This window comes from Cohnella algarum (assembly GCF_016937515.1).
GTDB lineage: Bacteria > Bacillota > Bacilli > Paenibacillales > Paenibacillaceae > Cohnella > Cohnella algarum.
The window spans coordinates 4,207,677-4,234,212 of the sequence record NZ_JAFHKM010000002.1 but is presented as its reverse complement, the minus strand read 5'-3'; the positions used below and the strand labels follow the sequence as shown (position 1 = coordinate 4,234,212).

General features: G+C 58.5%; 25 protein-coding genes, 4 pseudogenes and 1 other annotated feature. Of the genes and pseudogenes, 4 read left to right on the top strand and 25 right to left on the bottom strand.

Going from position 1 to position 26,536, the window contains the following annotated elements:
• Window positions 1-38: 38 nt before the first annotated feature.
• Window positions 39-1,331, bottom strand: a pseudogene (locus JW799_RS18955) (homocysteine synthase).
• A gap of 148 nt (window positions 1,332-1,479) precedes the next feature.
• Window positions 1,480-2,154: a ComEA family DNA-binding protein gene (locus tag JW799_RS18950; protein ID WP_205431174.1), complete on the bottom strand. Its 675-nt coding sequence runs from the start codon at window positions 2,152-2,154 to the stop codon at window positions 1,480-1,482.
• 102 nt (window positions 2,155-2,256) lie between these two features.
• On the opposite strand from JW799_RS18950, the gene comER reads away from it, so the two are divergent.
• Entirely contained in the window at window positions 2,257-3,108 is an 852-nt protein-coding gene (comER, locus tag JW799_RS18945) for a late competence protein ComER (protein ID WP_205431173.1), read from the top strand.
• Between the two features lie 102 nt (window positions 3,109-3,210).
• Here comER and leuS read toward each other — a convergent pair whose 3' ends face one another.
• Window positions 3,211-5,649, bottom strand: a complete 2,439-nt coding sequence (gene leuS / locus JW799_RS18940) for a leucine--tRNA ligase (protein ID WP_205431172.1) — start codon at window positions 5,647-5,649, stop codon at window positions 3,211-3,213.
• 145 nt (window positions 5,650-5,794) lie between these two features.
• Window positions 5,795-6,039 (bottom strand) — a binding site (T-box leader).
• A 52-nt stretch (window positions 6,040-6,091) separates the two neighbouring features.
• The gene (locus JW799_RS18935; RefSeq protein ID WP_205431165.1) at window positions 6,092-6,871 is read right to left on the bottom strand and encodes a DUF1836 domain-containing protein; all 780 of its coding nucleotides are present in this window, start codon (window positions 6,869-6,871) and stop codon (window positions 6,092-6,094) included.
• 233 nt (window positions 6,872-7,104) lie between these two features.
• On the opposite strand from JW799_RS18935, the gene JW799_RS18930 reads away from it, so the two are divergent.
• Window positions 7,105-8,433 (top strand): hemolysin family protein, encoded by a 1,329-nt coding sequence (locus tag JW799_RS18930; protein ID WP_080840578.1) that lies wholly within the window; start codon window positions 7,105-7,107, stop codon window positions 8,431-8,433.
• A 62-nt stretch (window positions 8,434-8,495) separates the two neighbouring features.
• Here JW799_RS18930 and JW799_RS18925 read toward each other — a convergent pair whose 3' ends face one another.
• The 17 genes and pseudogenes from JW799_RS18925 to JW799_RS18845 form a co-directional block, all read right to left on the bottom strand.
• Entirely contained in the window at window positions 8,496-9,287 is a 792-nt protein-coding gene (locus tag JW799_RS18925; RefSeq protein ID WP_080840579.1) for a class I SAM-dependent DNA methyltransferase, read from the bottom strand.
• A 16-nt stretch (window positions 9,288-9,303) separates the two neighbouring features.
• Window positions 9,304-10,233, bottom strand: a complete 930-nt coding sequence (locus JW799_RS18920) for a S1-like domain-containing RNA-binding protein (protein ID WP_205431162.1) — start codon at window positions 10,231-10,233, stop codon at window positions 9,304-9,306.
• Window positions 10,230-10,571, bottom strand: a complete 342-nt coding sequence (gene rsfS, locus JW799_RS18915; RefSeq protein WP_080840581.1) for a ribosome silencing factor — start codon at window positions 10,569-10,571, stop codon at window positions 10,230-10,232. Before rsfS ends, JW799_RS18920 begins: the two co-directional genes overlap by 4 nt.
• Before the next feature lie 17 nt (window positions 10,572-10,588).
• The gene (yqeK, locus tag JW799_RS18910; protein WP_205431160.1) at window positions 10,589-11,170 is read right to left on the bottom strand and encodes a bis(5'-nucleosyl)-tetraphosphatase (symmetrical) YqeK; all 582 of its coding nucleotides are present in this window, start codon (window positions 11,168-11,170) and stop codon (window positions 10,589-10,591) included.
• Window positions 11,160-11,747, bottom strand: a complete 588-nt coding sequence (gene nadD, locus JW799_RS18905; RefSeq protein WP_080840583.1) for a nicotinate-nucleotide adenylyltransferase — start codon at window positions 11,745-11,747, stop codon at window positions 11,160-11,162. The genes yqeK and nadD overlap by 11 nt, the downstream gene beginning before the upstream one ends.
• A gap of 21 nt (window positions 11,748-11,768) precedes the next feature.
• Window positions 11,769-12,059 (bottom strand): ribosome assembly RNA-binding protein YhbY, encoded by a 291-nt coding sequence (yhbY, locus tag JW799_RS18900; RefSeq protein WP_080840584.1) that lies wholly within the window; start codon window positions 12,057-12,059, stop codon window positions 11,769-11,771.
• A 69-nt stretch (window positions 12,060-12,128) separates the two neighbouring features.
• Entirely contained in the window at window positions 12,129-12,992 is an 864-nt protein-coding gene (locus JW799_RS18895) for a shikimate dehydrogenase (protein WP_205431155.1), read from the bottom strand.
• Window positions 12,993-13,031: 39 nt separating this feature from the next.
• On the bottom strand, window positions 13,032-14,180 hold the full coding sequence (yqeH, locus tag JW799_RS18890) for a ribosome biogenesis GTPase YqeH (protein ID WP_205431152.1): 1,149 nt from the start codon (window positions 14,178-14,180) through the stop codon (window positions 13,032-13,034).
• Window positions 14,156-14,680 (bottom strand): YqeG family HAD IIIA-type phosphatase, encoded by a 525-nt coding sequence (locus tag JW799_RS18885; protein WP_080840587.1) that lies wholly within the window; start codon window positions 14,678-14,680, stop codon window positions 14,156-14,158. The genes yqeH and JW799_RS18885 overlap by 25 nt, the downstream gene beginning before the upstream one ends.
• 154 nt (window positions 14,681-14,834) lie before the next feature.
• Window positions 14,835-17,081 carry a transglutaminase domain-containing protein gene (locus tag JW799_RS29715; RefSeq protein WP_205431150.1) on the bottom strand — a complete coding sequence of 749 codons (2,247 nt, stop codon included), beginning with the start codon at window positions 17,079-17,081 and terminating at the stop codon, window positions 14,835-14,837.
• Complete coding sequence (locus JW799_RS18875) at window positions 17,078-18,319, bottom strand: DUF58 domain-containing protein (RefSeq protein ID WP_205431147.1); 1,242 nt, start codon at window positions 18,317-18,319, stop codon at window positions 17,078-17,080. Before JW799_RS18875 ends, JW799_RS29715 begins: the two co-directional genes overlap by 4 nt.
• Before the next feature lie 2 nt (window positions 18,320-18,321).
• The gene (locus tag JW799_RS18870) at window positions 18,322-19,275 is read right to left on the bottom strand and encodes an AAA family ATPase (RefSeq protein WP_080840590.1); all 954 of its coding nucleotides are present in this window, start codon (window positions 19,273-19,275) and stop codon (window positions 18,322-18,324) included.
• 169 nt (window positions 19,276-19,444) lie between these two features.
• A complete protein-coding gene (spoVAE, locus tag JW799_RS18865; RefSeq protein WP_080840591.1) occupies window positions 19,445-19,795 on the bottom strand; it encodes a stage V sporulation protein AE in 351 nt (116 codons plus the stop codon).
• 38 nt (window positions 19,796-19,833) lie between these two features.
• Window positions 19,834-20,838: a stage V sporulation protein AD gene (spoVAD, locus tag JW799_RS18860; RefSeq protein ID WP_080840592.1), complete on the bottom strand. Its 1,005-nt coding sequence runs from the start codon at window positions 20,836-20,838 to the stop codon at window positions 19,834-19,836.
• A pseudogene (spoVAC, locus tag JW799_RS18855) lies at window positions 20,837-21,334 on the bottom strand (stage V sporulation protein AC); the annotation flags it as partial. The pseudogene spoVAC and the gene spoVAD, both read right to left, overlap by 2 nt.
• 410 nt (window positions 21,335-21,744) lie before the next feature.
• Complete coding sequence (locus JW799_RS18850; protein WP_205431144.1) at window positions 21,745-22,434, bottom strand: AIM24 family protein; 690 nt, start codon at window positions 22,432-22,434, stop codon at window positions 21,745-21,747.
• A gap of 3 nt (window positions 22,435-22,437) precedes the next feature.
• Complete coding sequence (locus JW799_RS18845; RefSeq protein ID WP_205431142.1) at window positions 22,438-22,932, bottom strand: hypothetical protein; 495 nt, start codon at window positions 22,930-22,932, stop codon at window positions 22,438-22,440.
• Window positions 22,933-23,441: 509 nt separating this feature from the next.
• On the opposite strand from JW799_RS18845, the gene sigK reads away from it, so the two are divergent.
• On the top strand, window positions 23,442-24,143 hold the full coding sequence (gene sigK, locus JW799_RS18840; protein ID WP_080840596.1) for an RNA polymerase sporulation sigma factor SigK: 702 nt from the start codon (window positions 23,442-23,444) through the stop codon (window positions 24,141-24,143).
• 120 nt (window positions 24,144-24,263) lie between these two features.
• Here sigK and JW799_RS18835 read toward each other — a convergent pair whose 3' ends face one another.
• The 3 genes from JW799_RS18835 to JW799_RS18825 form a co-directional block, all read right to left on the bottom strand.
• Complete coding sequence (locus JW799_RS18835) at window positions 24,264-24,569, bottom strand: hypothetical protein (protein ID WP_139787331.1); 306 nt, start codon at window positions 24,567-24,569, stop codon at window positions 24,264-24,266.
• A gap of 86 nt (window positions 24,570-24,655) precedes the next feature.
• Window positions 24,656-25,249 carry an ATPase gene (locus JW799_RS18830; RefSeq protein WP_080840598.1) on the bottom strand — a complete coding sequence of 198 codons (594 nt, stop codon included), beginning with the start codon at window positions 25,247-25,249 and terminating at the stop codon, window positions 24,656-24,658.
• A complete protein-coding gene (locus JW799_RS18825) occupies window positions 25,242-25,418 on the bottom strand; it encodes a hypothetical protein (RefSeq protein WP_176220916.1) in 177 nt (58 codons plus the stop codon). Before JW799_RS18825 ends, JW799_RS18830 begins: the two co-directional genes overlap by 8 nt.
• Window positions 25,419-25,555: 137 nt before the next feature.
• On the opposite strand from JW799_RS18825, the pseudogene JW799_RS18820 reads away from it, so the two are divergent.
• Window positions 25,556-25,809, top strand: a pseudogene (locus JW799_RS18820) (sigma factor-like helix-turn-helix DNA-binding protein); the annotation flags it as partial.
• A 134-nt stretch (window positions 25,810-25,943) separates the two neighbouring features.
• Here the strand turns inward: JW799_RS18820 and JW799_RS30265 are convergent.
• Window positions 25,944-26,458 (bottom strand): annotated as a pseudogene (locus JW799_RS30265) (Fic family protein); the annotation flags it as partial.
• Between the last annotated feature and the right edge of the window lie 78 nt (window positions 26,459-26,536).

The window sequence follows — 26,536 nt, the reverse complement described above, 5'->3', positions numbered from 1 at the left end:
GGCGCCGGAGCGGCGTGCCGGAAACGTCTAATTATGCTTTATTCCTGACTTGCCTTCAAAGCCTGATCCAGATCGTACAAAATATCGTCGATGCCTTCCGTCCCGACCGACAGGCGAATCATCCCCGGCTGAACGCCGGCGGCCGCCTGCTCCTGCTCGGAAAGCTGCTGATGCGTCGTGCTGGCCGGATGGATAATAAGCGATTTGGAATCGCCGACGTTCGCGAGATGGGAAAACAGTTTGACCGAGTTGATGACCTTTTTGCCGGCTTCGACGCCGCCTTCGATCTCGAAGGTCAGGATGGCGCCCTGGCCTTTGGGCAAATAGGTTTGCGCCAGCCCGTGCGACGGATGCTCCGGCAGTCCGGCGTAATTCACCGACTTGACCGCCGGATGCTTCTCCAAAAACCGGGCGACGGCCAGCGCGTTGCTGCTGTGGCGCTCCATGCGAAGATGCAGCGTCTCCAGCCCTTGCAAAAACAGGAACGAGTTGAACGGCGCGAGCGCGGCTCCCATGTCCCGCAAAAGCTGCACGCGCATTTTAATAATATACGCGATCGGGCCGACCGCATCCGTATAGACGACTCCGTGATAGCTCGGGTCCGGCTGCGTCAGGCCGGGGAATTTGCCCGAAGCTTTCCAGTCGAACTTGCCCCCGTCGACGACGACGCCCCCGATCGACGTCCCATGGCCCCCGATAAACTTCGTTGCCGAGTGGACGACGATATCCGCTCCGAAATCGATCGGCCGGCACAGGTACGGAGTGGCGAACGTATTATCGATAATGAGCGGAATGCCGTTGTCGTGCGCGATTTTCGCGACGGCGGCGATGTCCAGCACGTCGCCTCTCGGATTGCCGATCGTTTCCGCGTACAGCGCCTTCGTGTTCGGTGTGATCGCGGACCGGAAATTTTCCGGGTCGGAAGGGTCGACGAACTTGACGTTGATGCCCAGCTTCGGCAGCGTCGTCGAAAACAGGTTGTATGTACCGCCGTAAAGGCTCGAGGCCGAAACGATCTCGTCGCCCGCGCCCGCAAGGTTGAAGATCGAGTAGGTGATGGCGGCTTGTCCGGAACCGACGGCCAGCGCTCACGCTCCGCCTTCCAGCGCGGCCATGCGCTGTTCGAACACGTCGGAGGTCGGATTCATGATTCGGGTGTAGATGTTGCCGAACTGTTTCAGCGCGAACAGGTCCGCCGCATGATCGGTATCTCGAAAACCGTATGAAGACGTTTGGTAAATGGGGACCGCTCTCGATAAAGTAGTCGGGTCCAACTGCTGTCCGGCATGAATAGCAAGCGTTTCCAACGACAATTTCCGTTCTTCGCTCATGGATAATCCTCCCAACGATTGTTCATTCGATCATTTCCCCCTTATTGTCGCATATTTCCGACCAATTGGGAAGGAATTCCCCGTCGTTTGGGAACTTTCGCTGAAAATTTTCCATCGTGCTTTTCATTCGGACACCCGCAAACGGAGGTCAGGGGGCACCGATCGCCACCCAATCGCGGATGTCGGCGAACAGCTTGTCGCCGATTCCCTTGACGTTTTTCAGTTCTTCGACCGTCTTGAACCTGCCGTTGGCCTCGCGGTATTCGACGATGGCGTTCGCTTTCGAAGGGCCGATGCCCGGCAGCTCGTCCAGTTGCTCCGCCGTCGCCGCGTTAATGTTCATCCGTCCGGAGACGACCGCCGGAGCGGCTTGCTCGCCTGCGGCTGCGGAATCCTCCGACGGCTTAACATCCGTCCCGCCTGCGGACGTCGGCGAGTTCGCCGCGGCTGCCGGCCTGGCGCCCGCTTCCGCCGAATCCGCCGGCTGGCTCGCCGCCCCCTCCGACAGCGCTTGAGACCCGGCAGCTTCGGGATCGGTCCCGCTTGACGAATTGTCCGGAGAGGCCGGCGCCCCGGGCTCCTTCTCCGTCGCGGCGGCGGCAACGAGCGGGGAGGCCGGCGGATTCCCCTGCTCCGATGCTTCGCCATTCCGCAAAACGTCCAACGATTTCGCTACTGCCCCGTTCACCGGCTGCCATTCCGGAAGCTCCCCGTTTTTCGTCGGTTGCGACAAAGCGAATCCGAGCAGCAGCACGGCTGCCGCCGCGGCGACAACCGCCGTTTTCCTCGCGGCGGAAGAACCGCGGCCGAAATCATTGCGCATAAAGCTCACTCCTTGTAATTTTTTTAACGTTTTGCGTCATGTCGGCCAAACCGTCCCTCATACAATGGGGTGAAGTCAGCGTCGGTGAGGAGGGAAGGAAGCATGAACGTGTGCTTCATTGGGGCAGGCAGCATGGGAAGTCTGTTGACGGAAGCGCTGATCGAAGCCGGGGCCTTGATGCCGGAGCAAGTGACGATAGCCACCCGGACGCGCTCCAAGGCGGAAGCGCTGGCTGCCCGTTATCCCGGCCTCGCTGTCGCCGCAGACAACCGTTCGGGCGCGAAGGACGCAAAGCTCGTCTTTCTGTGCGTCAAACCGTCCGATTTCCGGACGGTGCTGGATGACATCGTTCCCGCGCTTTCGCGGGATCAGATCGTCGTCTCGATTACGAGTCCGATCCGGATCGCGTCTTTGGAAGAAATCGTTCCGTCCAAGGTCGCGAAAATCATTCCGAGCGTGATCAATTCCGTCGGAAACGGGGCTTCTCTTTTTATGTTCGGCGAAAGATTGAACGGAGACGACCGCGACTCGCTGCTCGGCTTGTTCTCCGCGATCAGCCGTCCGGTGGAGATCCGCGAGGATGAGGTCCGGGTCGCTTCCGACCTGTCCAGCTGCGGGCCGGCGTTTTTTGCGTTTTTGCTCGAGCAATTTATCGAAGCGGCCGCGACCGAAACCGGGATGAACCGGCAAACCGCCAGCACGCTCGCCTGCGAAATGCTGCTCGGCACCTCCCGGATGCTGCAAAAGTCCGGATGCTCGCCCGCCGAGCTGCAGCGAAGGGTATCCGTGCCCGGAGGCATAACGGCGGCGGCGCTCGCCGAGTTGCGCGACGCGACCAAGGGCGCCTTTCCGCGCGTGCTGCGGACGACCCACGAGAAGTTCGCGGAGGACGTGGAAAAAGCGGAATCGCTGCTTCGGCTTCGCAAGCTTCAGGAGCGGCATGGCAATCCCTAGCGGCGGCAGTCGCCGAACTTGAACCGAACAAAGCTTGCATCGTCTCTCCCGAAAATAAAACGGGGCGGCCCTCTTCAATCGAGAGGTGCCGCCCCTTCTTCGTCAATTCGCTACGATATTGACAAGCTTGCCTTTGACCGCGATCACTTTGCGAACCGTTTTGCCGTCTGTCAGCTCTTTCACCTTATCGAGGCCGAACGCCAGCTCCCGCATGCCCGCTTCGTCCAGATCGGACGGAATGGAGACGCGATCGGCGATCTTCCCGTTCACCTGCACCACGATTTCGATTTCCGCGTCGACCGTAAGCGCCGGATCGTATTCCGGCCACGGCGCGTACGCAATCGATTCGTCGTGACCGAGCTTCTGCCACAGCTCTTCGGCGATGTGCGGCGCGAGCGGCGACAGCAATTGGACGAAATGCTCCATCGCCTGCTTCGGCAGCGTTTCGGTTTTGTACGCTTCGTTGACGAAGATCATCAATTGGCTGATCCCCGTGTTGAAACGCAAAGCTTCGAAATCCTCGGTCAGCTTCTTGACCGTCTTGTGCCAGATGCGGCGGAAAGCCTCGTCTCCCGGCGCGTCCTGAATTTTCGCGCTCAGTTGGCCGCTGTCCTCGACGAACAAACGCCAAACGCGGCCAAGGAACCGGAACATGCCTTCGACGCCGTTCGTGTTCCAAGGCTTCGTCGCTTCGAGCGGTCCCATGAACATTTCGTACATGCGAAGCGTGTCGGCTCCGTATTCCTTGACGATGTCGTCGGGATTGATGACGTTGCCGCGGGATTTGGACATCTTCTCGTTGTTCGTGCCGAGAATCATTCCCTGGTTCACCAGCTTGTGGAACGGCTCCTTCGTCGACACGACGCCGAGGTCGTACAGCACCTTGTGCCAGAAGCGGGCGTACAGCAAATGAAGCACCGCATGCTCGGCCCCGCCGATGTACAGATCGACCGGCAGCCACTCCTTCTGCTTGTCGGGAGCGCAAATTTCCTTGTCGTTATGCGGATCGATGAACCGCAGGTAGTACCAGCAGCTGCCCGCCCATTGCGGCATCGTGTTCGTCTCGCGCCGGGCCTTGCGGCCTTTCGCGTCGGTCACCTCGACCCACTCCGTCACGTTGGCGAGCGGCGACTCGCCCGTTCCCGACGGCGTGATCGACTCCACGTCCGGAAGCAGCAAAGGCAGCTCCTCTTCCGGCACCGGTTCCATCGTCCCGTCCTCGAAGTGCAAAATCGGAATCGGCTCGCCCCAGTAGCGCTGGCGGCTGAACAGCCAATCGCGCAGCCGGTACGTGACCTTGCCCCGGCCGCGCCCGTTTTCTTCCAGCCAGGAAATCATCTTGGCGATCGCGTCCGGGGTGGACAATCCGTTCAAAAAGCCGGAGTTGACATGCTCGCCGTCCCCGCTGTACGCGGCTTCCGCCACATTGCCGCCGCTGACGACTTCGACGATGTCGAGGCCGAACTTCTTCGCGAACTCCCAGTCCCGCTCGTCGTGGCCCGGCACCGCCATGATCGCTCCGGTGCCGTACCCTCCCAGGACGTAATCGGCGATCCAGACCGGAAGCTTCGCCCCGTTCACGGGGTTGACCGCGTATGCGCCCGTGAACACGCCCGTCTTGTCCTTCGCCAGGTCGGTACGCTCCAAATCGCTCTTCCGCGAAGCCTGCTCGATATAAGCTTCGACCGCGCCTCGCTGCGCCTCGGTCGTGATTGTCCCGACAAACTCGTGCTCCGGGGCAAGCACGCAATACGTCGCCCCGAACAGCGTATCCGGACGCGTCGTAAACACGGTCAGCGCCAAGTCCGCAAAGCCTTCGACCGCGAACGTCACTTCCGCGCCGGTCGACTTGCCGATCCAGTTGCGCTGCATGTCCTTGATGCTCTCGGACCAGTCCAGCTCCTCGAGATCTTCCAGCAAACGTTCGGCGTATTCGGTAATTTTCAGCATCCATTGGCGCATCGGCTTGCGGATGACCGGGTGATTCCCGCGTTCGCTGAGGCCGTTGATGACCTCCTCGTTCGCAAGGACCGTGCCGAGCGCCGGGCACCAGTTGACCGGAACTTCGGCGACGTAGGCAAGCCCCTTCTTGTAAAGCTGGATGAAGATCCACTGCGTCCATTTGTAATAATCGGGATCGGTCGTGCTGAACTCGCGGTCCCAATCGTACGAGAAGCCGAGGGACTTGATTTGCCGGCGGAAGTTGTCGATGTTCTCCACCGTAATGTCGCGCGGATGGCGTCCCGTCTGCAACGCGTACTGCTCGGCGGGCAGGCCGAAAGCGTCCCAGCCCATCGGATGAAGGACGTTGTAGCCTCTCATCCGCTTGTAGCGGCTGACGATATCGGTTGCCGTGTAGCCTTCCGGATGACCGACGTGAAGCCCCGCTCCGGACGGATACGGGAACATGTCGAGGGCGTAAAATTTCGGTTTGTCCTTGTCCTCGGTCGTGCGGAACGTCTTGTTTTCGTCCCAATAGCGCTGCCATTTGGGTTCGATGTGCTGCGGCCGATAGCCGGTGTGCTGCTGGTCCTGCGTCATGGCGCTATAGCCCCTCTCTGTCCTGTGGAAAAAATGTTCCCGGGAGCCGTCCGATCGCGCGGAATCGCGGTCGCCGAAGGCTGCCCGCGCCGCGGCCCGAACGCCGTCCCGTACAAAGCAAAAAACTCCCGCCCCAGCGAAAAACGCTAGGGACGAGAGTCGGATTCCCGTGGTACCACCCTAGTTGACGTCGCCCTGCTTGGGCATCCGTCCACTTTGCCTCCGGTAACGGGGAGGAAACGCCGCGCTTGCCGGCCGCAACGATTGTTCCGATCGGATTACGCGCGAAGGCTCCGAGGCGAGTTCGCCGTTTGCGTCAACCGGCTTGCACCTGCCGCCGGCTCTCTGGATAACGCGAATAAAGCTACTGTTCCTCTTCGCAGCCACAAAAGTATGCCATGATTATAGCCAACTGAGGCGAATCCTGTCAAGCGCCTTCGCCCTACATCGTCTGCAAATGCCGCAAAAACAGCGTGGCGTTCCAATACCGGCGGGACAACGAATGGAAAAAAGCGGTCTGCACGGAGATCAGCGCGATGATCAGCACGTTGCGGACCGTTTCGCGTTCCTCGGTCTTCAATTGCTCCAGCGACTTCACGAAGTTCTCCGTCTTCTGCATGATCCGCTGTTCGATGAACGCGTCGTGATTGCGCAGGCTGCCGTCATGAATCGGCACATCCAGCAGCTGGTCGTTGTTTTCGTCCAGTTCCTCGAACAACGCGGAATACGACTGATACAGCTTGAGCGGGTCGATCATCGGCCGCGCGGGGGTTTCCGACCGGCCGAACAAAATTTCGAACAGCTTGCGGATCGATTCGAAATCGAGCGACGATTTGAGATCCTCGATAATGAACAGCATGACCATTTGGTTGAGAGAGTATTTCTTGCCGGCCTTCGGCGTTCCCAAATAAGCCTTGAAATCCCGTTTCACCCAATTTTGCATCGAGGTAATGGAAAAGTTCGTGTATTCGATCAAATTGCCCAAGGAAACAATATCGTGAAGGGAAAACCCCGTCAGCTTCTGGCCCTTGACGAGCTTTTCGAACGCTTGGGGCAGCAGCGTGGACAGCAGGACGGAAAACGATTTTCCCTGTTCCATGTCCTCCCGGTGCGCGCGTATCCAGGCATCCTGCAGCACGACGAGCGGGGATTTGGGGCAAGTGCCCGATAGCGCCATAAGAAACAACGCCATTTCCCGGCGGGTCAGCGTAAAGGTTTCCATCTTTCGGCCACCTTCTTTTCACAAGTTCTTATGAACTCATCTTAAAATGACGGCATTTGAATGTCAAAGCAAAAAAAGATCGTCCCCCATCCAATTCATGGTCCATTATGAACCAAAATCGGCGAATACCGTCCGATACCGCCCAAAACGCCATTTGAGAATCAAAGCACGAAATCTTATCATAAGTTCATAAGAACTTTTCCTAAAAATTCGAACAGGAGCTGAGCAGTGAATTGGTCGTCAATCTAGTTTTGGTTGCCGTATTGATTTTCCTTACCGCCTTTTTCGTCGCTACCGAGTTTGCCATCATCAAGATTCGTCCCAGCCGGGTCGACCAACTCGTTCAAGAAGGACGCAAGGGCGCGCTTGCGGTTAAAAAAGTCACGACCAATCTGGACGGCTACTTGTCCGCGTGTCAGTTGGGCATTACGATTACCGCGCTCGGCATCGGCGCCTTGGGCGAACCGACCGTGGAAAAGATATTGCACCCGTGGTTCGACGAGTGGGGCTTGACCCCCGAAATCAGCAGCCTGTTTTCGTATCTGATCGCTTTTGCCGCCATGACCTACCTTCACGTCGTGCTTGGCGAGCTCGCTCCGAAATCGGTAGCGATCAACATCGCGGAGAAAATCTCGTTTTTGGTCGCAAGACCCATCATCTGGTTCCATAAAGCCGCCTACCCGTTTATTTGGGTCCTGAACGGATCGGCCAACTTCCTCGTTCGCCTGATGGGCATGAGACCGGCAAGCGAGCATGAAGAAGCGCACACGGAAGAAGAAATCCGCATCATTTTGTCCGACAGCTACGAAAGCGGCAATATCAACAAGACGGAGTACGGCTACGTCGAAAACATTTTCGCCTTCGACGAGCTGCTCGCCCGCGAAATCATGGTGCCCCGCACCGATATGGTCTGCTTGTACACGAACAAATCGCTGGAAGAAAACATGAGCATCATCCGCACCGAACAATACACCCGTTATCCGGTCGTCAGCGAAAGCAAAGACAACGTCATCGGGTTCATCAATACGAAAAAGCTGTTCATCGAATATGTGACCGATCCTTCGTCGACCGACATCCGGTCCCTGATTCGGCCGATCCTGGCCGTTCCCGAAGTGATGCCCGTCAACAGCCTGCTCAAAAGAATGCAGCAAGAGCAAGTGCATATGGCGATTTTGCTGGACGAATACGGCGGAACGTCGGGACTGATCACGATCGAGGATATATTGGAAGAAATCGTCGGCGAAATCCGGGACGAATTCGACGCGGACGAAAAGAAGCCGATCGAAAAAATCGGAGAAGACCATTATATCGTGGACGGAAAAGTGCTGCTGTCGGACATTAACGAGCTGCTCGGCACCGACATTCAGAACGACGAGGTCGATTCGATCGGCGGCTGGCTGTACAACCAGCTTCCGGAAGACGATTCCGAGGGCCAGGTGATCTGGAACGAAATCATTTTCATCGTGCGCGAAAGAGAAAGCCATCGCGTCCGCAGCGTGGAAATTCGCAAAAACAGCATCGCCGATCAAGTAACGGAAAGCCTGGCAGAAAGCCGCACGTAAAAATCCCCCGGGGAACGGAATAAGGCCTCTCGCCCTTCCGAATCCGCCGGGGGATTTTCTTTTTATTTCGGTTTGCGGGCGACGAAAAACAGCCTTTCCGACTCCGCGTTCGGCTCGCTCCACTGAAAGTCGGCGACCAGATGAAGCAGCTCGAACCCGGCCGCGGCGAGCTCGTCCTTGAGCCACTCCGGCTCGTACGCGCGCTGCACGTGAGACTCCTCAAAACGCCGGTATGCCGCCTGACCTCCGCTTTGCTCGTCCTCGCGCACGAAAAACGTCAGGTCGTGCTCGATTTCCTGCCGCGCCGGATCGTATTCGCACGTCCAGATGTAGGCGACATCCCGCTCGTCCAGCACGAACGGCTGCTCTTCGGCATATCGGGCAAGCTGCCGGGGAGCGTGAACGTCGAACAGAAACAGTCCGCCCGGCGCCAGGCCTGCGAACGTTCGGCGAAAAACCGAGACGATATCCGGTTTTTCCGTCAAATAATTCAGGCTGTCGCAAAAGGAGATGACCGCGTCCACCGGCTCCGGCAGCTCCCAGTCGCACATGTCCTGCTGCAGCCAGCGGATCGATCCCGGTTCGCGCGAGCGAATCAGATCCCCGCCGGACGCCGAATCCCATTTGCTGCGGCCGACCGCCAGCATATCCGCCGAAAGATCGATGCCGAAAACGGTAAAGCCCGCTTTGGCGAGCGGTATCGCGATGTTGCCGGTCCCGCAGCCGAGATCGGCGACCGTGGCGGGCATTCCGTACTTCTCCCAGCAGCGCCTGGCAAAATTCATCCATTCGGCGTACGGCATTTCTTCCATCAATCGGTCGTAAACCGAAGCGAATTGACGGTATGAACGCATATCGTGTTTCCCCGTTTCAGTCGTTTGCCGGCGTTTTGCCGCTGCCGGTTTCGTTTTGTTCCGCGGCCAGCTTCGTCCAATTGCCCTCCTGCTTAATCAGCCCGTCTTTCATGAGCTTGCCGAGCGCCCGTTTGAACGCGCTTTTGCTGAGGCCGAATTTGCGCTGGATAATATCCGCTTCCGTCGCGTCCGAATAAGGCATCGCTCCGCCCGGCCGTTCCTTCAAAAAAGCGAGGATGCGGTCCGCATCCTCGACCCTCCCCTTCTCCTTGGAGGGTCTGAGCGACAACGTCACCCTTCCGTCGTCCCGGACTTTCGCGACGCGCGCCTCCACCTTTTCTCCGATGCGCAGCTGCCTCGGCGCCGAACCGTTAGGGATGTACCCCAGCGCGCCGAAACCGATCAAGCCGCCGTCCACCAGAACGAACACGCCGTCGCGGAACACGTCCGTTACCCAGGCGGTTTTCTGCTCGTGATGCCACGAATTCGGAGCCCGGAACGCTTTCGCCTCGTAGTCTTCGATTTTGGCGAGCCGCGCCAGCATCCGGCCTTCCTTGTCGTGCTTCATGACGACATGAAGCTCGTCCCCTTCTTTAGGCCACCATTCTTTCGTCGGAGGAAGCTCTTTAAGCGGGAGCAGCAATTGCCGGCCGATGCCGATTTCCAAAAACCAGCCGAGCCGCGGGTGGAAGTCGGCTACCGCAAGCCGGCCCATCGCCCCGAGCGTAAGCAGCGGCTTCCGCAGCGTGGCCGTCATCCGCCCCTTGTCGTCGTGAAACAGAAACGCCTCGACTTCGTCGCCCGTCGCAGGACGCGAACCCGCCGCTTCGCCGTACGGCAGCAGCACTTGCGGGCTTGCCGGGTCGGCCTCGCCGACGTACCAGCCGTACGGGGACACTTCGCGATGCACGCGCAGTCTAGCGATCGTTCCCGCGGCGAGCGTCATGCGAACGTCACGGCTTTCGCATCCGACCAAAGCCGCTCCAGCTGATAGTACTCCCGTTCGTCGCGATGGAACACGTGGGCGACGACGTCGCCCATGTCGATCAAAACCCACCGCGCCGTATCCAAGCCTTCCATTCGCACCGTACAGCCCAATTGTTCGGCCTGCTTGCGAATTTCGGTCGAAATCGCCTGAACCTGCGTATCCGAGTTGCCGTGGCAAATGACGAAAAAGTCCGACACGAGGGATATGCCGCGCAAATTGAGCGCCAGCACCTCGTGAGCTTTTTTCTCTTCGGCCGCCGCCACTACCGTTTGAAGCAATTGATCCGCCGTAACCAATCGATCACCCTCCGATTTTAAGAAATTTTCGTTTGATTCCGTATCGTTCGTATTAAATCGTTGCGCGCGAGCACCGTCAAGGGAAAAACGGTTTTGCCCTTTTCGAGGAGGAACGAGATCGTGGAATCGAAGCCCGCCACGAGCGCTTCTTCCAAGCTATGTTGAGCGAGTTCGCGAATCTTATTCACCCCTGGAAAATCCCTTCCCGGCTCCATATAATCGGCCAGGCACACCAGCTTGTCGAGGAGCGTCATGCCCTCGCGGCCGGACGTATGGTAGCGGATCGCGTCCAGCACTTCCTCGTCCTCGATGCCGAGCTCCTCGCGGACGGCCCAGGCGCCGACATGCGCGTGCCATAGCTCCTTGTCGAAATCGAGCAGCTCCGGAGGAAGGTTTTGCCCGCGAATGATGCTTTCCATGCGGTCGGCGGGCCAAGCTTTGCAATAATCGTGCAGCAGCGCGGCCAGCCATACCTGCTCGGGGTTCCCGCCGAATCTGGCGGCGAGCTCCTCCGCCGCGGACACGACTCCCAGCACGTGCCGCCATCTGCGTTCCGGCATTTGGCTCCGGGTCGCTTCCATCAACGCTTCACGATTCATATAAGCGCCACCTTTCCAAATATTCCCGCACCGCCTCCGGCACCTGGTAGCGGATCGTCCGCCCGGCTTTGACGCGGCGGCGGATTTCCGTCGAGGATATGCCGATCGGAGGCATGGACGCCGGAATGAGCCGCTTGCGCAAGTACTCCGGCAGATTGCGCTCCTCGCTTTCCTCGCCTTGCCGTCCGAGGCAAACGAACGAGATCCTCTCCGCCAGCTCCTCGATCCGGTGCCAGTTCGGCAAGTCGTTCATCATATCCGTCCCGACGATCCAGCAGAAGCTTCGGTCCGGATGTTCCTTCTGCAGCGCGGCGACCGTATCGAACGTATAGGACACGCCCCCGCGCGCAAGCTCCATATCCTCGATCCGAAAGGCCGGGTGGCCCCCGATCGCGCGCTCCACCATCGCCCTGCGGTGCTCGCCGCTTGCTCCCGGCTGCGGCTTGTGCGGAGGCACGGAGGAGGGCACGAACCACACCTCGTCGAGGCTCGCCGCCTCCCGGGCGGCCTCGGCGGCCAGCAAATGGCCGATATGAATCGGATCGAAGGTACCTCCCATCAACCCCGTTCGCTTCATCGCCGATCGACTCTTTTCTGCTTAAGGAAGTTCGATTTGCTTGTTGTCTTTCGATTCTTTGTACAGGACGATCGTCTTCCCGATCACCTGCACGAGCTCCGCGCCGGAGCGCTCCGCGAGCTCGTCGGCCACCTCGTGGCGGTCGTCGTCGTTATTGTTCAAAATGTTGACTTTGATCAATTCCCTCGCTTCGAGCGCTTCTTCGATATGGCGGATCAAATGATCGTTGACGCCGCCTTTGCCGACCTGAAAAATCGGCTGGAGATGATGCGCCTCGGAGCGCAAATAACGTTTCTGCTTGCCAGTAAGCATAAATTCAAACCCGCTTTCGTTCGTTTGGTCGGTTCGGTCTTATCGTACTCGTATGCGCGCCGTTACGCGTTACTTGGCGCTTCGGGCCGCTTCGTCCGCGAAGGAGGCCAGCACGGCTTCCCGCATGGCCGCAACCGGCGCCGGTCGGCCCGTCCAATATTCGTAAGCGTATGCGCCCTGGTAGACGAACATGCCCAGCCCGCCGTGAATGCGGCAGCCCCGTTCGGCGGCTCCCCGCAAAAAGGAGGTCGTGAGCGGATTGTAAATCAGATCGCTCGCGACGGCGCCGGGCGCGAGCCAGCCCGGGTCGATCGGCGTCGCTTCCGTATGCGGCGCCATGCCGACGGACGTCGTGTTGACGACGACGTCCGCTTCCGCGCACGCCTCGCGCAGCGCCTCCCACGGCACGGTCGTCACGCCCGCCTCCGGTCCGAACGAGGCGGCCAGCTCCCGTGCGCGGGCTTCCGTCCGGTTCGCCAGCACGATTCCGGACGGCATTTCCCGCGTCAGCGCCCAGACGATGCCGCGCGCCGCGCCGCCGCAGCCGACGACGACGATCCGCTTGCCGGCCAGCTCCGGCTCGACTTCCTCCTTCAACGAGCGGACATAGCCGACCCCGTCCGTATTGTAGCCGGTCAGCTTGCCGTTGTCGTTGACGATCGTATTGACCGCCCCGATCGCCCGGGCGCTCTCGTCGATGGCGTCCAGGTGCGCCATCACTTCGACCTTGTGGGGAATGGTCACGTTCAGTCCCCGGAAGCCGAGGGCGCGAATGCCCGCGATCGCTTCGCCCAGCCGCTGCGGCTCGACGTGGAACGCGCCGTACGCGCCGTTAATTCCCGCTTCTTCGAAAGCGCGATTCAGCATGACCGGGGAACGCGAATGGCGGATCGGGTCCCCGATCACGCCGTACAAAACCGTATGACTGTCCATAGCCTTTCGTATCTCCTCTATCTCTCTTTACACCGCCGGTTACAGCATCGAATCCCGAAGCAGCACCTTGACCCCTTTGGGCGCGTAGATATCCACTTGCGCGCCGCTTTTCCCGTTGGCCTGAATCCAGCCCAATCCCGAAACGAAAATATCGAGCGACGCGTTTTTCGGAATTCGCAGCGAGTGTCTCGTCCAGGCCGGCAGGCTGTCGAGCTGCTCGCGCGAGGGCGGCGACAGCATGTCGCCGCGATGAACCTCGTACAATTCGTCTGCCTTCTCCATTTTCGTCCGGTGAACGGGCAAAGCGGAAGAAACATACAAAGTGAACGACTGCCTTTCCCCTTCCACGAAATCGAAGCGCGCAAGCCCGCCGAAAAAAATCGTCTGCCGGCTGTTCAGCTGGTAAGTCAGCGGCTTCAGCGGTTTGTCCGGCATGACCGCCGGCAGCGTTTCACGGGGGACCAGCTCCGAAAGCCGCGACCGGTATACGATTCCCGGCGTATCGATAATCGACTTTCCGTCGTCGAGCGGAATCCGGATCGCGTCGAGCGTCGTGCCGGGATACCTGGAAACGGTCACTTCCCGCTTCAAATCGCTGTAGTCCGAGATCAAGCGGTTAATCAGCGTGCTTTTCCCGACGTTCGTCGCTCCGACGACATAGACGTCCCGATCGCCCCTCAGCTCCGCGATCCGATCGACAACGCGGTCGAATCCGGTATTGCGGCGAGCGCTGCACAGCACGACGTCCGCCACCTTCAGGCCGTTGGCGCTCGCCTGCTTTTGCACCCAGTTGCGAAGCCGGTTCAAGTTCGTCACCCGCGGCAGCAGGTCGATTTTGTTGACGACGAGCAGCACCGGGTTGTTGCCCACGAACCGCTGCAGCCCGGAAATGACGCTGCCCTCGAAGTCGAACAGGTCGACGATATGGACGACCAGGCTGCTCGTCGCGGCGATGCCGCCCAAAAACCGCAAAAAATCGTCCTGATCGATCGCCACGCTCGAGGCGTCGTTATAGTTTTTGATGCGGAAGCAGCGCTGGCAGATGACCGGCTCGCGGTCTCTCGCGGCTTCCGGCACGTATCCGGGCGCGTCCGGCCGGTCGAATTGCAGCGCGATGCCGCAGCCGGCGCAGTTGAGTCGTTCTCGTACCGTTTCCGTCAAGCTTAGCGTTCCTCCTTTTTCGGCCATAGTCCTTGCTTCGTCAAACGGGACAGGGCAATTTTCTCGATCAGCCGGTTGATCCGCGTGCCGAACCCTTCTTCTCCCGGCGCGATCGGGGTCACGAGTATCGTATGGAGCCCCATCCGGCGGCCTCCGAGCACGTCTGTCATCATCTGATCTCCGACGACGACCGCTTGTTCGGGGGCAAGTCCCAGCATGTCCAGCGCTTTGCGGAATGCGGCCTGGGCGGGCTTGCGGGCCGCCGGCACGTACGGAATGCCGAGAGGCTGGGCGAAAGCGGACACCCGGGTCAGATTATTGTTCGAAAGCACGACAACGCGAAAACCCGCAAGCTTCACCTTCTCCAGCCATTCGGCCAATTCCGGCGTCGCGAGCGGCGTCTTGGCGCTGACGAGCGTATTGTCCAGATCGGTAATGATGCCCCGGATTCCCCGGGCATGCAGAGCGGTCAAATCGATATCGTAAACGGTGCCCACGATCTGATCGGGCAGCAAGCGTTGAAACATTCACCCTAATCCCCTGTCTCCTAAACAATGATGAACAAAATATACCACACGCCGCCCCGCCTTGCAAAAAAGGAAGAGCGCCCGCGCGGGAAGCGATCCGATGAATGGCGACGATTCGTCGAAAGCGCAAATCCCGGGCCGGAACTCTCCCTCCTTATAACGATTTGCGGATTTTGTCCGCGGCGGCGATGAACCGGCGGTACGTCTCCTCGTCCCCGGTTCCTCCCGCGTAGCGGGCATGCTCGAATTGCTGGAGCACATGCTCGAAATCCGGCCCAAGCGTCTGCAGCCGCCCGCTCCAACCGGAGACGGTCTCGCGCAGCGTTTCGTGCGGATCGTGCTTGAAGCCTTTTCTTTTAAGGAAGCGAATCAGTCTCTCCGTTTCGCGTACGATCCGCTGGTTCGGCGTCGTGCCGCGGTTGCGGAACTGCCTCCAGGCATCCATGAGCGCCCGGCGGCGGAACCAGGCCCACGCGGCCGCGAGCAGAAGGACGACGGCAACGGCCGAAGCCGCGATCGGAAGCGCCGGCGAACGGCCGCTAGCTTGCTCGGCCGGTTGTTCGGTTGCCGTTTCCGTTACCGGTTCCGTCGTCGCTTCGGGCAGTTCCGCCGTCGGTTCGACTTCCGCGACCGGCATGCTGAAGCCCGCCGTCGGCTCGAACGAAACCCATCCGTAGCCTTCGAAGTACACTTCGGCCCAGGAATGCGCGTCCGCGTTGCGAACCGTGTACGTTCCCGCTCCGTCCGGATCCGGCTGATAGCCGCCCAGCCGCATCTGCTCCTCCATGCTCGGATCGAACCCGGACGTGTAGCCTTTCACCCAGCGGGCCGGCAGTCCGAGCGACCGCGCCATGACGACGAACGCCGTCGAGAAATAATCGCAATACCCTTCCTGGATTTCGAACAGGAACGCGTCGACGATGTCTTCGCTCCGCTGCTTGCTTATGTCCGGTTCGTTCGTATACGGATAAGCCGTGCGCAAATATTGCTCCAGCTTCTTCAACCGGTCGTAATCGCCGGTCGCGCCGCTCGTCGCTTCCGCCGCGAGGTCGCGCACCCGCGAAGGCAGCGATTCGGGCAGCTGCAAGTAAGGATCGACATCGATGGACGTCCGGCCGTCTTCGGGAATGGTCGGCAGCGCGCTCAAGACCGCAACGTCCAAAACGGGCACCTCGGAAACGACCGTGTACGACTCCACTCTTGCGGGGCGTTGAAACTTGAGCTCCCACTCCTCCGGATCCCAGTTCAATCTGGCGTTGCCGGAAGCATCGACCGCGCCGACCGAGCTGGCGGGGCCGGCCGCAAACAGCACCGGCGTCCGCTCCTCCCGGAGCATCGTCACGGTTTGCGTCACCTGACGCGTTTCGACCCCTTCCGGAATTTCCGGATCCATGGGCAAGTCGCTCATTCCCGCCGCGGCAGGAACCGTTTCGAGACCGTTGCGGTCGCTCCAGCCTTTGCCCGAATAGACGGCCTTCGTTTCTCCGCGCCAGTAGGACCGCCGGCTGGTCGCCACTTCCATGACCGGCGAATAATCGAACCGGAAGCCGCCGCCGATCTCGGTATCGTCGCGGCCGTAGCCGGACGTGGAGGAGAGCGCGCTTTGGGACGAGGAGGACGAGCGGCTCAGCAGTCCGCCTTCGCCGGAAAAGCTCGGCACTTCCTTGTTCTGGGCTTGCAGCCAGATCGTATACGGGTCCTCAAGCAGCGCCGGCGCCCGCGGCATCGCCATGCCGATGGCGACCAGCATGCCGATGACGACGATCGCGGGAACGAGCAGCGTCAGCGGTCTCTCGGCAAGCGCGTTCCAGCTGTCGGAATGCCGCTCGCGCAGCGTGCGAAGGTGCAGAACGAACAGCCAGCCGAGCCCGGCAAGCACCGTCCACGCGATGTTCCGCCACAGCTCGAGCGGCATGAAGGAATCGACGACGGACAGCGCGGCGACGGAAGTCAGAATGAACACGATCGCCCTCGTCTTGTTCGAGCCGACGTAAGCCATGAAATGGGCGACGAGCAGGGAACCGGCGGCAAGCTCGACATACGGATGAAATTGCTTGCCGTGCCACTCCAGAAACATCCGGATGGCGTCCCAGCTTCGCCAGGAATCGGGCCAGCCGTACCAGACGAAATCGGTAAGCCAGACGACGGCCGCGCAGGACGCGACGATCTGGATGGCGAGCCGCGCCGCGAACGCTCGCGGAATCAGCAGTTCGGTAACGGCGTATGCCGCGCAGGCGGCATACACGACGCCGAACGTTTCGTCCCACCAATATTCGCCGAAACATTGGACGAGCTGCAGCACGATCACGATCGCGAACAAGCGGTGCAGCCGATCCAGCAGCAGGCGGTGCCAGAAGAGCGGTTCCGTGCGCCGGTTGGCGCTTGCCAAAACGGTACTCACGCGGTTCCCACCTCCAATGCGTTAGGCAAATCCTCCAGTCGGGAAAGGGGAATCAGTTCCCACCCGTTCGTGCGGAACAATTGCTGCCAGCGCTGCAATCGCTTCTGCTCGTCCGCGCTCGGGTTCCGCTCGCCGACGAGCACGTGGCTCGGAGACTGCCGCCTCGCGCTCAACGCCTCCAGGGCGCGAGCGAGCGGCTCGTCCGTGCCGGAACTGATGACGACGAAATGAGCGCCGGCTTCGAACCGGTCCAGCGCTTCGAACACCGCATCGCCGAGCGATCCGCTGCCTTCCGGCTCCAAATCGATCAGATGCTCCATGATCGTTTCGCGGTTGACCGGATGGCGCTCGACGCCGAACCACCTTCTCGATTCGCCGACGGTGGCAAAGCCGACCGGCATTCCTTTGCGCAGCGCGAAATCGAGCAGCGAAGCGGCGGAGGAAACGGCCAGCTCGAAGCTGTCGGCGGTCCGATAAGAGGCGGAGAGAGCATCGAGGACGATAACGAAACGCGGCAGCGCTTCGCGCTCGAATTCCTTGGATTTCCATTGGCCCGTCCGGGCCGTGGCGTTCCAGTGGACGCGGGACATCCGGTCCCCGTGGATATATTCCCGGACGCCGTCGATTTGCGTCGTTTCGCGCGCCCACAGCGAAGCTACCCGCTGCTGGGAAACGCCCGATTTGGAGCGGCGCATCATGCGCCATTCCCGCAGCGCGATCGTTCGCGGCGCGACCTTGATTTCGAGCGGGTTATCGAACGAGCCCTTATGCTCGAACAGCCCGAAAATGTCTTTCGTCGAGCACAAGGTGGATTGATAGCGGTAACGGCCTCTGCGCAGCGGAGCCGTTTCGTACAAAATCGTCCCTTTGCGCTTGTAGTCCGGAACGAAAGAGAGCTCGTACTCCTGGCTCTCGCTGCCGTTCACCCTCGTGAGCCGTTCCTTGACGATCACGTACGGAAGCGGCCAAAAGCCGGGAATTTCGATATCCAGCTTGACGCGCATGCGGTTGCCCGCCGCGAACAGCGTCGCCCCCGCGTGCCGATCGTCGAGCCTTCTCGTTCCCTTGACGTTGCCGATGCCGCTGAACCGTCCGAGCAGCAAATAAGCGGCGAGTCCGTTCAACATGACGAACAGCATGAGCGACGTTTTGCCGCCTTGAAACATGAGAAAAAGAAAAGAAGAAACATAAAGGCCTATGCTCAGCCACCCGAACCGGGTTATCGGCAGCCGCTTCATCGTCACCGCTCCAAGCCGACCGGCACAGGCAGCAGCCGCAGCACTTCCTGCAGAACGCCGGCTTCCGTCGTCCCCTGCATGCGCGCTTCGGCCCGCAGATGAAGCCGGTGGGCGAGCACGAGCGGCGACATCGCCTTGACGTCGTCCGGGAGCACGAACGAACGCCGCTGCAAAAACGCGTACGCCTTCGCCGCGGAAGCCAGCGCGACGCCGGCCCGCGGACTCGCGCCGAGCAGCACGGCCGGATGGCTGCGGGTCGTGCGGATAAGCGCGATCAAGTAATCGGCGACGCTGTGGTCGAGATGAACCTGGTCCGCCAGCCGCTGAATCTCGACGATTTCGTCGACGGAGGCGACCGCTCCGAGCCGGTCGGCCGACCGGCCGGCGCCGGGCTCCGTGATGAGCCGGCGTTCGGAAGCTTCGTCGGGGTAGCCCAGCGAAATTTTCATCAGGAAGCGGTCGAGCTGGGCTTCGGGCAAGCTGTACGTGCCTTCGAATTCGATCGGATTTTGCGTCGCGAACAGGACGAAAGGCTTCGGAAGCTCGTAGGTGACCCCGTCCACCGAGACGGACCGCTCCTCCATCGCTTCGAGCAGCGCGGATTGCGTCTTCGTCGTCGCGCGGTTGATTTCGTCGGCGAGGAGCATGTTGGCCATAATCGGTCCCGGGCGAAACACGAACTGTTCCTCTTTGGGATGATATATGGAAACGCCGGTAATGTCGGTCGGGAGCAAATCCGGGTTGCATTGGATGCGATGAAACGATCCGCCGATCGATTGCGACAGCGCCTTGACCAGCTGCGTCTTGCCGGTGCCGGGCACGTCTTCGATCAGCACGTGGCCTCCCGCCACGATAGCCGTCAGCATCCATGTGATTTCATCTTTTTTGCCGAAAATACAAGATTCCACGTTGTGCCGAATTTGATCCAACAATTGCATCGCGGTCTGTTGTTCCATGTCCGTGTCCTCCTATGGAATCCCGTAAGTAATCATTCCCCCTTCATTATACCGGAATATGGAGACGGTCGTAAATTTTGATATCTTACAAAGATACATAGAAAAAAAGCCAAACCGCGCTCTCGCGCGGCCGGCCCCGGTACCTGGCAAGGTCGATATCGTCCGTCGCTTACCCTTTCGGCCTGACGACGAGCGCCGCAAGGAACGAAAAAATGATCGCCGCCGATATGCCCGCGCTCGTCACCTCGAAGATGCCGGTAATGACGCCGATCCACCCGTCGCGCTGAAGCTCGGTAAGCGCGCCGTGCACGAGCGAATTGCCGAAGCTGGTGATCGGAACGGTCGCCCCCGCGCCAGCGAACTCGATCAGCGGCTCGTACCAGCCGAGTCCGTCGATGACGGCGCCGGCCACGACAAGCGTTGCCATCGTGTGGGCGGGCGTCAGCTTCAGGACGTCAAACATCAATTGCCCGATGACGCAGATGCCGCCCCCGATCAGAAATGCCCATACATATTGCATGCGGTCACAATCTCCTTCATTTCGCACGTATTTTCACATCAAGCTTCGATCGAAACGGCGTGCGCGATGCACGGAATCGATTCGCCTTGTTGAAACGAAAGCGGGCTCAGCAGCGCGCCGGTCGCGACGACGAGCAGCCGCTTGATTTCGCCGTTGCCGATTTTTTTGAGCAGGTGGCCGTAGGTCACGACGCCCGAGCAAGCGCATCCGCTTCCTCCGGCTTGCACCTTTTGCTTCGCGATATCGTAAATCATCAGCCCGCAGTCTGCGAACCGGGTTTGCTCCATCGGCACCCCGTTGTCCTTCAGCATTTCGGTCGCGAGCGGATGGCCGACGCTGGCCAAGTCTCCCGTCACGATCAGGTCATAGTAGCCCGGTTCCCGGCCGGTATCCTGCAGATGGCCCTGAATCGTGTCGACGGCTGCCGGCGCCATCGCCGCTCCCATATTGAACGGGTCCTTAATGCCCAAATCGACGATGCGGCCGACGGTCGCGGCCGTGACTCTAGGTCCCGAGCCGGACTTGGCCACGATAGCCGCCGCTCCTCCCGTAATCGTGTACTGCGCCGTAGGCGGCTTCTGGGAGCCGTATTCCGTCGGATAGCGGAATTGCTTTTCCGCGGTGCAGTTGTGGCTGCTCGTCCCGGCCAGAACGCGGTCGCCGGCGCCCGACGAGACGATCAGCGAGGCGAGCGCCAGCGATTCCATCGATGTCGAACAGGCACCGAAGACGCCGAGATAAGGGGTGCCGAGCGTACGGGCCGCGAACGAGCTGCTGATGATCTGGTTCAGCAGATCGCCGCCAACGTAAAACTGCACGTCTTCTTTTTTCAGCTTGGCCTTGTGGATGGCGATATCCGCCGCTTGCTCCATCAGCAGCCGTTCCGACTTTTCCCAGCTTGGCTGCTGCATTTCGAGATCGGGGTGCACCAGGTCGAAGTCCGCGGCAAGCGGTCCCGCCCCTTCGTCGGGCCCGACCACGGTACCCGTGGAGACGATGACGGGAGGCGCGGGGAACACCCACGTTCGTTGCCCCTGGAGCATGCTTACCCCCCGTTCCGATCAGCCAGTGAATGATCCCGATGACAAAGGCGGCCACGACGCCGAATACGATGACCGATCCGGCAAGCTTGAACATATTCGCGCCCACGCCGAGCACGAGCCCTTCGCTGCGGTGCTCGATCGCGGCCGAGCACATCGAGTTGGCGAAGCCGGTGACGGGAACGGCCGTTCCCGCTCCTGCCCATTGGGCGATTTTGTCGTATACGCCGAGACACGTGAGCACGACGGAGATGAGGATAAGGACCGCGACTGTTGGATTGGCCGCCTGCCGGGAATCCATGCCGAAGGCCGCCATGAAAAAGTATTGGATCGCCTGCCCGAGCACGCAGATCGCTCCGCCGATCAAAAACGCCTTCAGGCAGTTGCCGAACACGGACCGGGCGGGCTCGCGCTTTTTGGCGAACGCCTGATACTCCTTCGCCGTCATGGAGAGCGGCTTATACTTCGAGCCGCCTTTCGTTGCTTCGCTTCCGGCCATCGCCATTCTCCTTTCATGCGGAATGATCGGTTTTAGGTTTTACCTGCAAAGCGACAATTATGTTAGGGGCCGTTTTTTTCCTGGCGGACCGAAATGTTCGCAGCACAAGCATGCGTGAGGCGGGTTGAGTTGAGCAGTCATGACTGAACTGGGCCGGCGGAGCTTGCGCGTAAGCGGCAAGATGTGTAATTTTTACTCAACCGAGTGACGCTGGTTGTGCATGGCGGGTTAAGATGAGCAGTCACGACTCAACTGGGCCGGGGACGTTCGCGCGGAGGCGGCAAGATGTGTAATTTTTTCTCAACTGAGTGACGCTGGTTGTGCATGGCGGGTTAAGATGAGTAGTCATGACTCAACTGGATTCTCTCTCATCAAAAAAGCCGCGGCAAGAAACAATCGCCGCAGCTTTCCTATTTTATATACACGCTTCCGAAAGGCAGCAGTTCCCGCAGCAGCCGCTTGACGACGCCGTCGCCGGACAATTGATCGGCAAGCCCCGTCTCCTTCGTTCCGCTTTGCACGAGCGCCGGACCGCTGCCGGTCAACTCCCACTGCACATTCATGTGCTGGCTCGCCAGCGTATTGCCGTATACGGACAAACGGACGTCCGCCCGCTCCGGAAACGCGACGAGCGAACCGGATTCGGCGAACAGCGGCACGCCGGCATGCAGCGGAATCGAGGCGAGGTCGCCGGTCGTGACGACGCCGACTTTCCCCGGACCGGAAAATTTCATCCGTACCCATTGTCTCGTGATCCAGGCCGTTCGGATTTTTTGAATCCGGCTGCGCATCGTGAGACCGTCCGTATAAAAAAGGACATGCTTGAAATCGAACAGAAGATCGCTGTCCGGTTCGATATCGACGACCGTCAAGGCGCACCCGGGCGGGAGGCCGAGCAGCACGTCGGCAGGGCCTTGAAGCTTGCTGCGGATCCATTTCTTTTTCCGGTAGGCGTTCGCGAGGTCCATAACCCGATCTTCCCGCTGCAAGGGCGCGCCTTGAAACGCCACGATCGTTTTCGGGTGGAGCACATGCAGCGCTTCTCCCGGCTCAAGGACGACCCTCACTTGGCCGAGCGGGGCGGGAGCGCGAATATCCATCGGTTACGCTCCCCCTCCCATCTGCCGCTGCCGGCGCCAGGCGAGAAACCGCCAAAAACGGACCGAAAGCACGTAAAGCAAAAACAATCCGAGCACGGCCCCCGCGCCGTATGCGAGCTTTCGGGTCAATTCCGCCCGCCTTTCCTGCCGTTCCTCCAAAATCTGCATCCGTTCAAGAAGCGCGCGGTTTTGTTCGGCGAGGGCTTCGTTTCGGCCCGCCAATTGCTCGTTCTGCATCATCATGGCGTCGTTTTTCTCCAGCAGCTCCGTCTTTTCCTGAAGAAAGGTTTCCGTTTGCCGCTGAAGTTCGTCGGTCGCTTCCTCGTATTTCGATTCGAGCGCCTCCAGCTTGTCCGGAGCCTCGTAAATGTCCTGGATCCGATCGAAGAAACCCGCTTCGGCCGGTTCGGCAAAAGCCGCGAAGGATCCGATCGCCGCGGCCAGCAGCATAACGGAAAACAGGAATGAGTTCGGGAAGCTTTTTCCGCTTTTGTTCATTCGATCGCTCCTCTCTCGTCGCGCCTGAAGGAATCTATCACTCTATGAAACGCAAAAAATGGCAGGCAAGTTTCACAATCCTATGAAATTCGACAAAAAAAACCGGTTCGCAAGCGGCGTCGGGCCGCAAGCAACCGGCTTTTTCGAAACACGATAACGCTTTATTCTCCCGCTTTTAAAATCGCTTTGTAACCGACGATCAGCACCACAAGCATGGCGACTGCCGCGCCGGCAACGATGATCATCGAAGCCGCTGTCATTTGCGGTCACCTCCCGCCCGTTCATCGTGACGAAATAAATTTCCCGTTACCCTAACCCTAACGGAATTGCGCGTCCGGAACAACCGAACATTTCATGAACGGCGTGACAATTTGATGAACCCGGCCGGCGGATCGGCATCCCGCAGCCATCCCATTTTGGCGGTACAGGCACGGTTGGGCACTTACCCACATACAATAAGTAGTGCTTCTTTGCGTGAAATCGACTGACAGCCGGAGGTGGCCTTTCCCGTGCCCGGATTATTTACGGCAATCGCCTTGTTCCTGAAGCAACTGTCCCTTCTCGTCTCGTACGTCAAAAACAACGCGTTTCCCCAGCCTTTGACCGATGAAGAAGAAGCGCTGCACCTGCGCCGCATGGCGGAAGGCGATCCCCATTCGCGGAATTTGCTCATCGAGCACAACCTCAGGCTCGTTGCGCACATTGTCAAAAAGTTCGACAACACCGGAGAAGACCTGGAAGACCTCATTTCCATCGGCACGATCGGATTGATCAAGGCGATCGAGTCCTTTTCGCCCAACAAAGGGACGAAGCTCGCTACGTTCGCGGCGCGCTGCATCGAAAACGAAATTCTGATGCACTTGCGCTCGCTGAAAAAAACGCGAAAAGACGTATCGCTCCACGATCCGATCGGAACCGACAAAGAAGGAAACGAAATCACCTTGCAAGATATATTGGGAACGGAGCCTGACGAAGTGGTCGAGAAAGTTCAGCTTAAAATAGAAAAAAGCAAAATCTACCGCAATCTCGACATTCTCGACGAGCGCGAGCAGGAGGTCATCCGCGGAAGGTTCGGACTCGACGGCGGCGGCGACGAACGGACCCAGCGGGAAATCGCCCGCGAGCTCGGCATCAGCCGCAGCTACGTGTCGCGGATCGAGAAGCGGGCGCTGATGAAGCTTTACCATGAGTTTTACAAAGCGAAGCGGTGAGAAAACCCTTTGATGCATCTGCCGGTTCGCGCTAGCTCTCCGATATCGAATCCCCGAGGAACGAATCCCCCGGAAATAACCATAACAGGGTTGGCCTCATGGCCAACCCTAACGTGAAATTCAAACTAAGCTTTTTATATAACCCAGGAATCTGTCATACTGGCTCTCTGCAAGCACAGGCAATTCCCCTTGACCGCACCCAAGCCTGCTTAAAACGGAACGCCTTATCCTAACACTGCCTTTCTGCAGTTCCTTTGCCGATATAGCAAGTCCCTTGCTCAGCTTGCTTGCAAGCTCAGCATCCGCTACAACCGTCACATGCTCCTCCGGGATCACTTTGAATTGCGCTGCAACATCGGAAAAAGCACATTTCCGCTGCAACTTAACGATGTGATCCGGCAATCCCCCCATCGCTTTGCATTCCATATCAAAGGCTTGCGACACAGCCTCAGTTAAGGGAGTGTTCATTATTTAGAAATACTAACTTCGATTTACATATAAGCATCATCTCATTATTGGACCATTGTTATTCTTTGTTCGATCGATTCGGTCCAAGTCGGCATTGACTTAGTACGATATGTAATTTTGTTATGATTCATCTCTAACACGATCTCCCCTTCGGCACGACTGTTATCAATAACCATTAAATGGTCGATTAAGTGAAGGTTTGAAAGTAAATTACGAATGGAGGTCTTATGGCGGCGTATGATATCCTCAGATGGGATATGATGACCGCCATTCTTCACACGAACCGCAACCCTTTCGATGTTCAGGCGATAATCCCCAAGACCGATATAAAACATCGTAATTTCAAATTTGTTAGTCTTTGCATCCTGTATAAGACGAATGGTATTGCCGCCAGCTAATGTCGTTTCAACCGAAAAATCACGATGGTTTCGAATACAGTCTCTAGCCAATTTTATGGCTTCTTTCCCTGCAGACATCCTATGACGATCCGGATGAACAGCATCTATTCCCCTTGCTAAGGCATCCGCATCAATATTTACGCTGATGCCAAGCCGATCAACAATTAGATTCCAAATCGTGCTCTTACCGCTGCCGTTATTCCCTGCAAATACATACATGATCCCTGATGGTTCAAACATGAGGAATTTCCTGCTCTGGAACCAAAACGATCTCGCCGTTACTGTATTCTTTTACGATCTGACCGTTCGCTGCTTTGTAAACGATGTATGTCTCATTTGCTTTTGCATCAAGCTTCGCCCGATCGCCTGTAAGCTTGATAAGCTTATGAAGTTCTTCCGTCCGTTTCATGGATATCACCTTCCATCATATGAACCTTCAGCGACCTAATCTATAGTCATTATAACACATGTGCTGTCTTGCTTTTCGCATGTCGGACCCCTTAGTTTTTCCTAGCGGGCCCGCCTCTAACGAATACCCCGTGATATATACTGGGAACGGAACCTGACGAAGTGGTCGAAAAAGTTCAGCTTATAATAGAAAAAAGCAAAATCTACCGCAATCTCGACATTCTTGACGAGCGCGAGCAGGAGGTCATCCGCGGAAGTTCGGACTCGGCGGCGATGAACGGCCCCAGCGGGAAATCTCCCGCGAGTTCGGCATTAGCCGCAGCTACGTGTCCCGGATCGAGAAGCGGGCGCTGATGAAGCTTTACCGTGAGTTTTACAAAGCGAAGCGGTGAGAAAACCCTTCGATGCTTCTGCGGTTTGCGCTAGCTCTCCGATATCGAATCCCCGAGGAACGAATCCCCCCGGAAATAAAGCAATTACAGTAGCTTGAATCGTGAGAAAACTGCCACATAAAAATCCCTGCTTAGATGGGAACCGGAACAGAATAAACTTCCGGCAAGTTAATCCAGGCAACCAGATCTTCCATCAATGAAGGGACATCTTGCCGTTCCGGCGGCAGATAGTATCCGGAAGCATGGCGGCTCCCTACTTGATTTTGCTTTTCACGATATTCGCTACGCGCAGTCTTCGACCGTGCGATATTTTAATTATGGCATGCAGCTTCTTGATAAACTCTTCGGTGATCGGGAGCTGCCTTCTTTCGGCTTCATCCAGGTATTCCAAAGCTTTCATCAAGTTATAAACTTCCTGCTCTTCATTGTCGCTGCTATTTTGGTACAAAACTTTTCGCTTCGTCGCCTCGTCAAGCGTATTCCCCTCAAACTTTGTTGAGAGGATGACCGTCTTTTCCATCGATTCTTTCTTAAGCAAATCCAGAATAGATGCAGGCAACGGAAGCAAATCGACTACTGCACTGGCGCGCTATATATCCATCAGTCTGCGGGCAATGGCATCCGTAATTGAATATTCGGGTATGAACATGAAATCACCCTCCTCAATTACATCATAACATTGCCGCTATTTTGCCGCAAAAATTGATTTTAAGGAGGCGCCTTGATC

Coding starts and splice junctions, on each gene's coding strand:
- JW799_RS18950 (WP_205431174.1), bottom strand. CDS start 2,154: ATGCGCAATGATTTCGGCCGCGGTTCTTCCGCCGCGAGGAAAACGGCG.
- comER (WP_205431173.1), top strand. CDS start 2,257: ATGAACGTGTGCTTCATTGGGGCAGGCAGCATGGGAAGTCTGTTGACG.
- leuS (WP_205431172.1), bottom strand. CDS start 5,649: ATGACGCAGGACCAGCAGCACACCGGCTATCGGCCGCAGCACATCGAA.
- JW799_RS18935 (WP_205431165.1), bottom strand. CDS start 6,871: ATGGAAACCTTTACGCTGACCCGCCGGGAAATGGCGTTGTTTCTTATG.
- JW799_RS18925 (WP_080840579.1), bottom strand. CDS start 9,287: ATGCGTTCATACCGTCAATTCGCTTCGGTTTACGACCGATTGATGGAA.
- JW799_RS18920 (WP_205431162.1), bottom strand. CDS start 10,233: ATGACGCTCGCCGCGGGAACGATCGCTAGACTGCGCGTGCATCGCGAA.
- yqeK (WP_205431160.1), bottom strand. CDS start 11,170: ATGAATCGTGAAGCGTTGATGGAAGCGACCCGGAGCCAAATGCCGGAA.
- nadD (WP_080840583.1), bottom strand. CDS start 11,747: ATGAAGCGAACGGGGTTGATGGGAGGTACCTTCGATCCGATTCATATC.
- yhbY (WP_080840584.1), bottom strand. CDS start 12,059: ATGCTTACTGGCAAGCAGAAACGTTATTTGCGCTCCGAGGCGCATCAT.
- JW799_RS18895 (WP_205431155.1), bottom strand. CDS start 12,992: ATGGACAGTCATACGGTTTTGTACGGCGTGATCGGGGACCCGATCCGC.
- yqeH (WP_205431152.1), bottom strand. CDS start 14,180: ATGGCCGAAAAAGGAGGAACGCTAAGCTTGACGGAAACGGTACGAGAA.
- JW799_RS18885 (WP_080840587.1), bottom strand. CDS start 14,680: ATGTTTCAACGCTTGCTGCCCGATCAGATCGTGGGCACCGTTTACGAT.
- JW799_RS18875 (WP_205431147.1), bottom strand. CDS start 18,319: ATGAAGCGGCTGCCGATAACCCGGTTCGGGTGGCTGAGCATAGGCCTT.
- JW799_RS18870 (WP_080840590.1), bottom strand. CDS start 19,275: ATGGAACAACAGACCGCGATGCAATTGTTGGATCAAATTCGGCACAAC.
- spoVAE (WP_080840591.1), bottom strand. CDS start 19,795: ATGCAATATGTATGGGCATTTCTGATCGGGGGCGGCATCTGCGTCATC.
- spoVAD (WP_080840592.1), bottom strand. CDS start 20,838: ATGCTCCAGGGGCAACGAACGTGGGTGTTCCCCGCGCCTCCCGTCATC.
- JW799_RS18850 (WP_205431144.1), bottom strand. CDS start 22,434: ATGGATATTCGCGCTCCCGCCCCGCTCGGCCAAGTGAGGGTCGTCCTT.
- JW799_RS18845 (WP_205431142.1), bottom strand. CDS start 22,932: ATGAACAAAAGCGGAAAAAGCTTCCCGAACTCATTCCTGTTTTCCGTT.
- JW799_RS18835 (WP_139787331.1), bottom strand. CDS start 24,569: ATGGAATGCAAAGCGATGGGGGGATTGCCGGATCACATCGTTAAGTTG.
- JW799_RS18830 (WP_080840598.1), bottom strand. CDS start 25,249: ATGTTTGAACCATCAGGGATCATGTATGTATTTGCAGGGAATAACGGC.
- JW799_RS18825 (WP_176220916.1), bottom strand. CDS start 25,418: ATGAAACGGACGGAAGAACTTCATAAGCTTATCAAGCTTACAGGCGAT.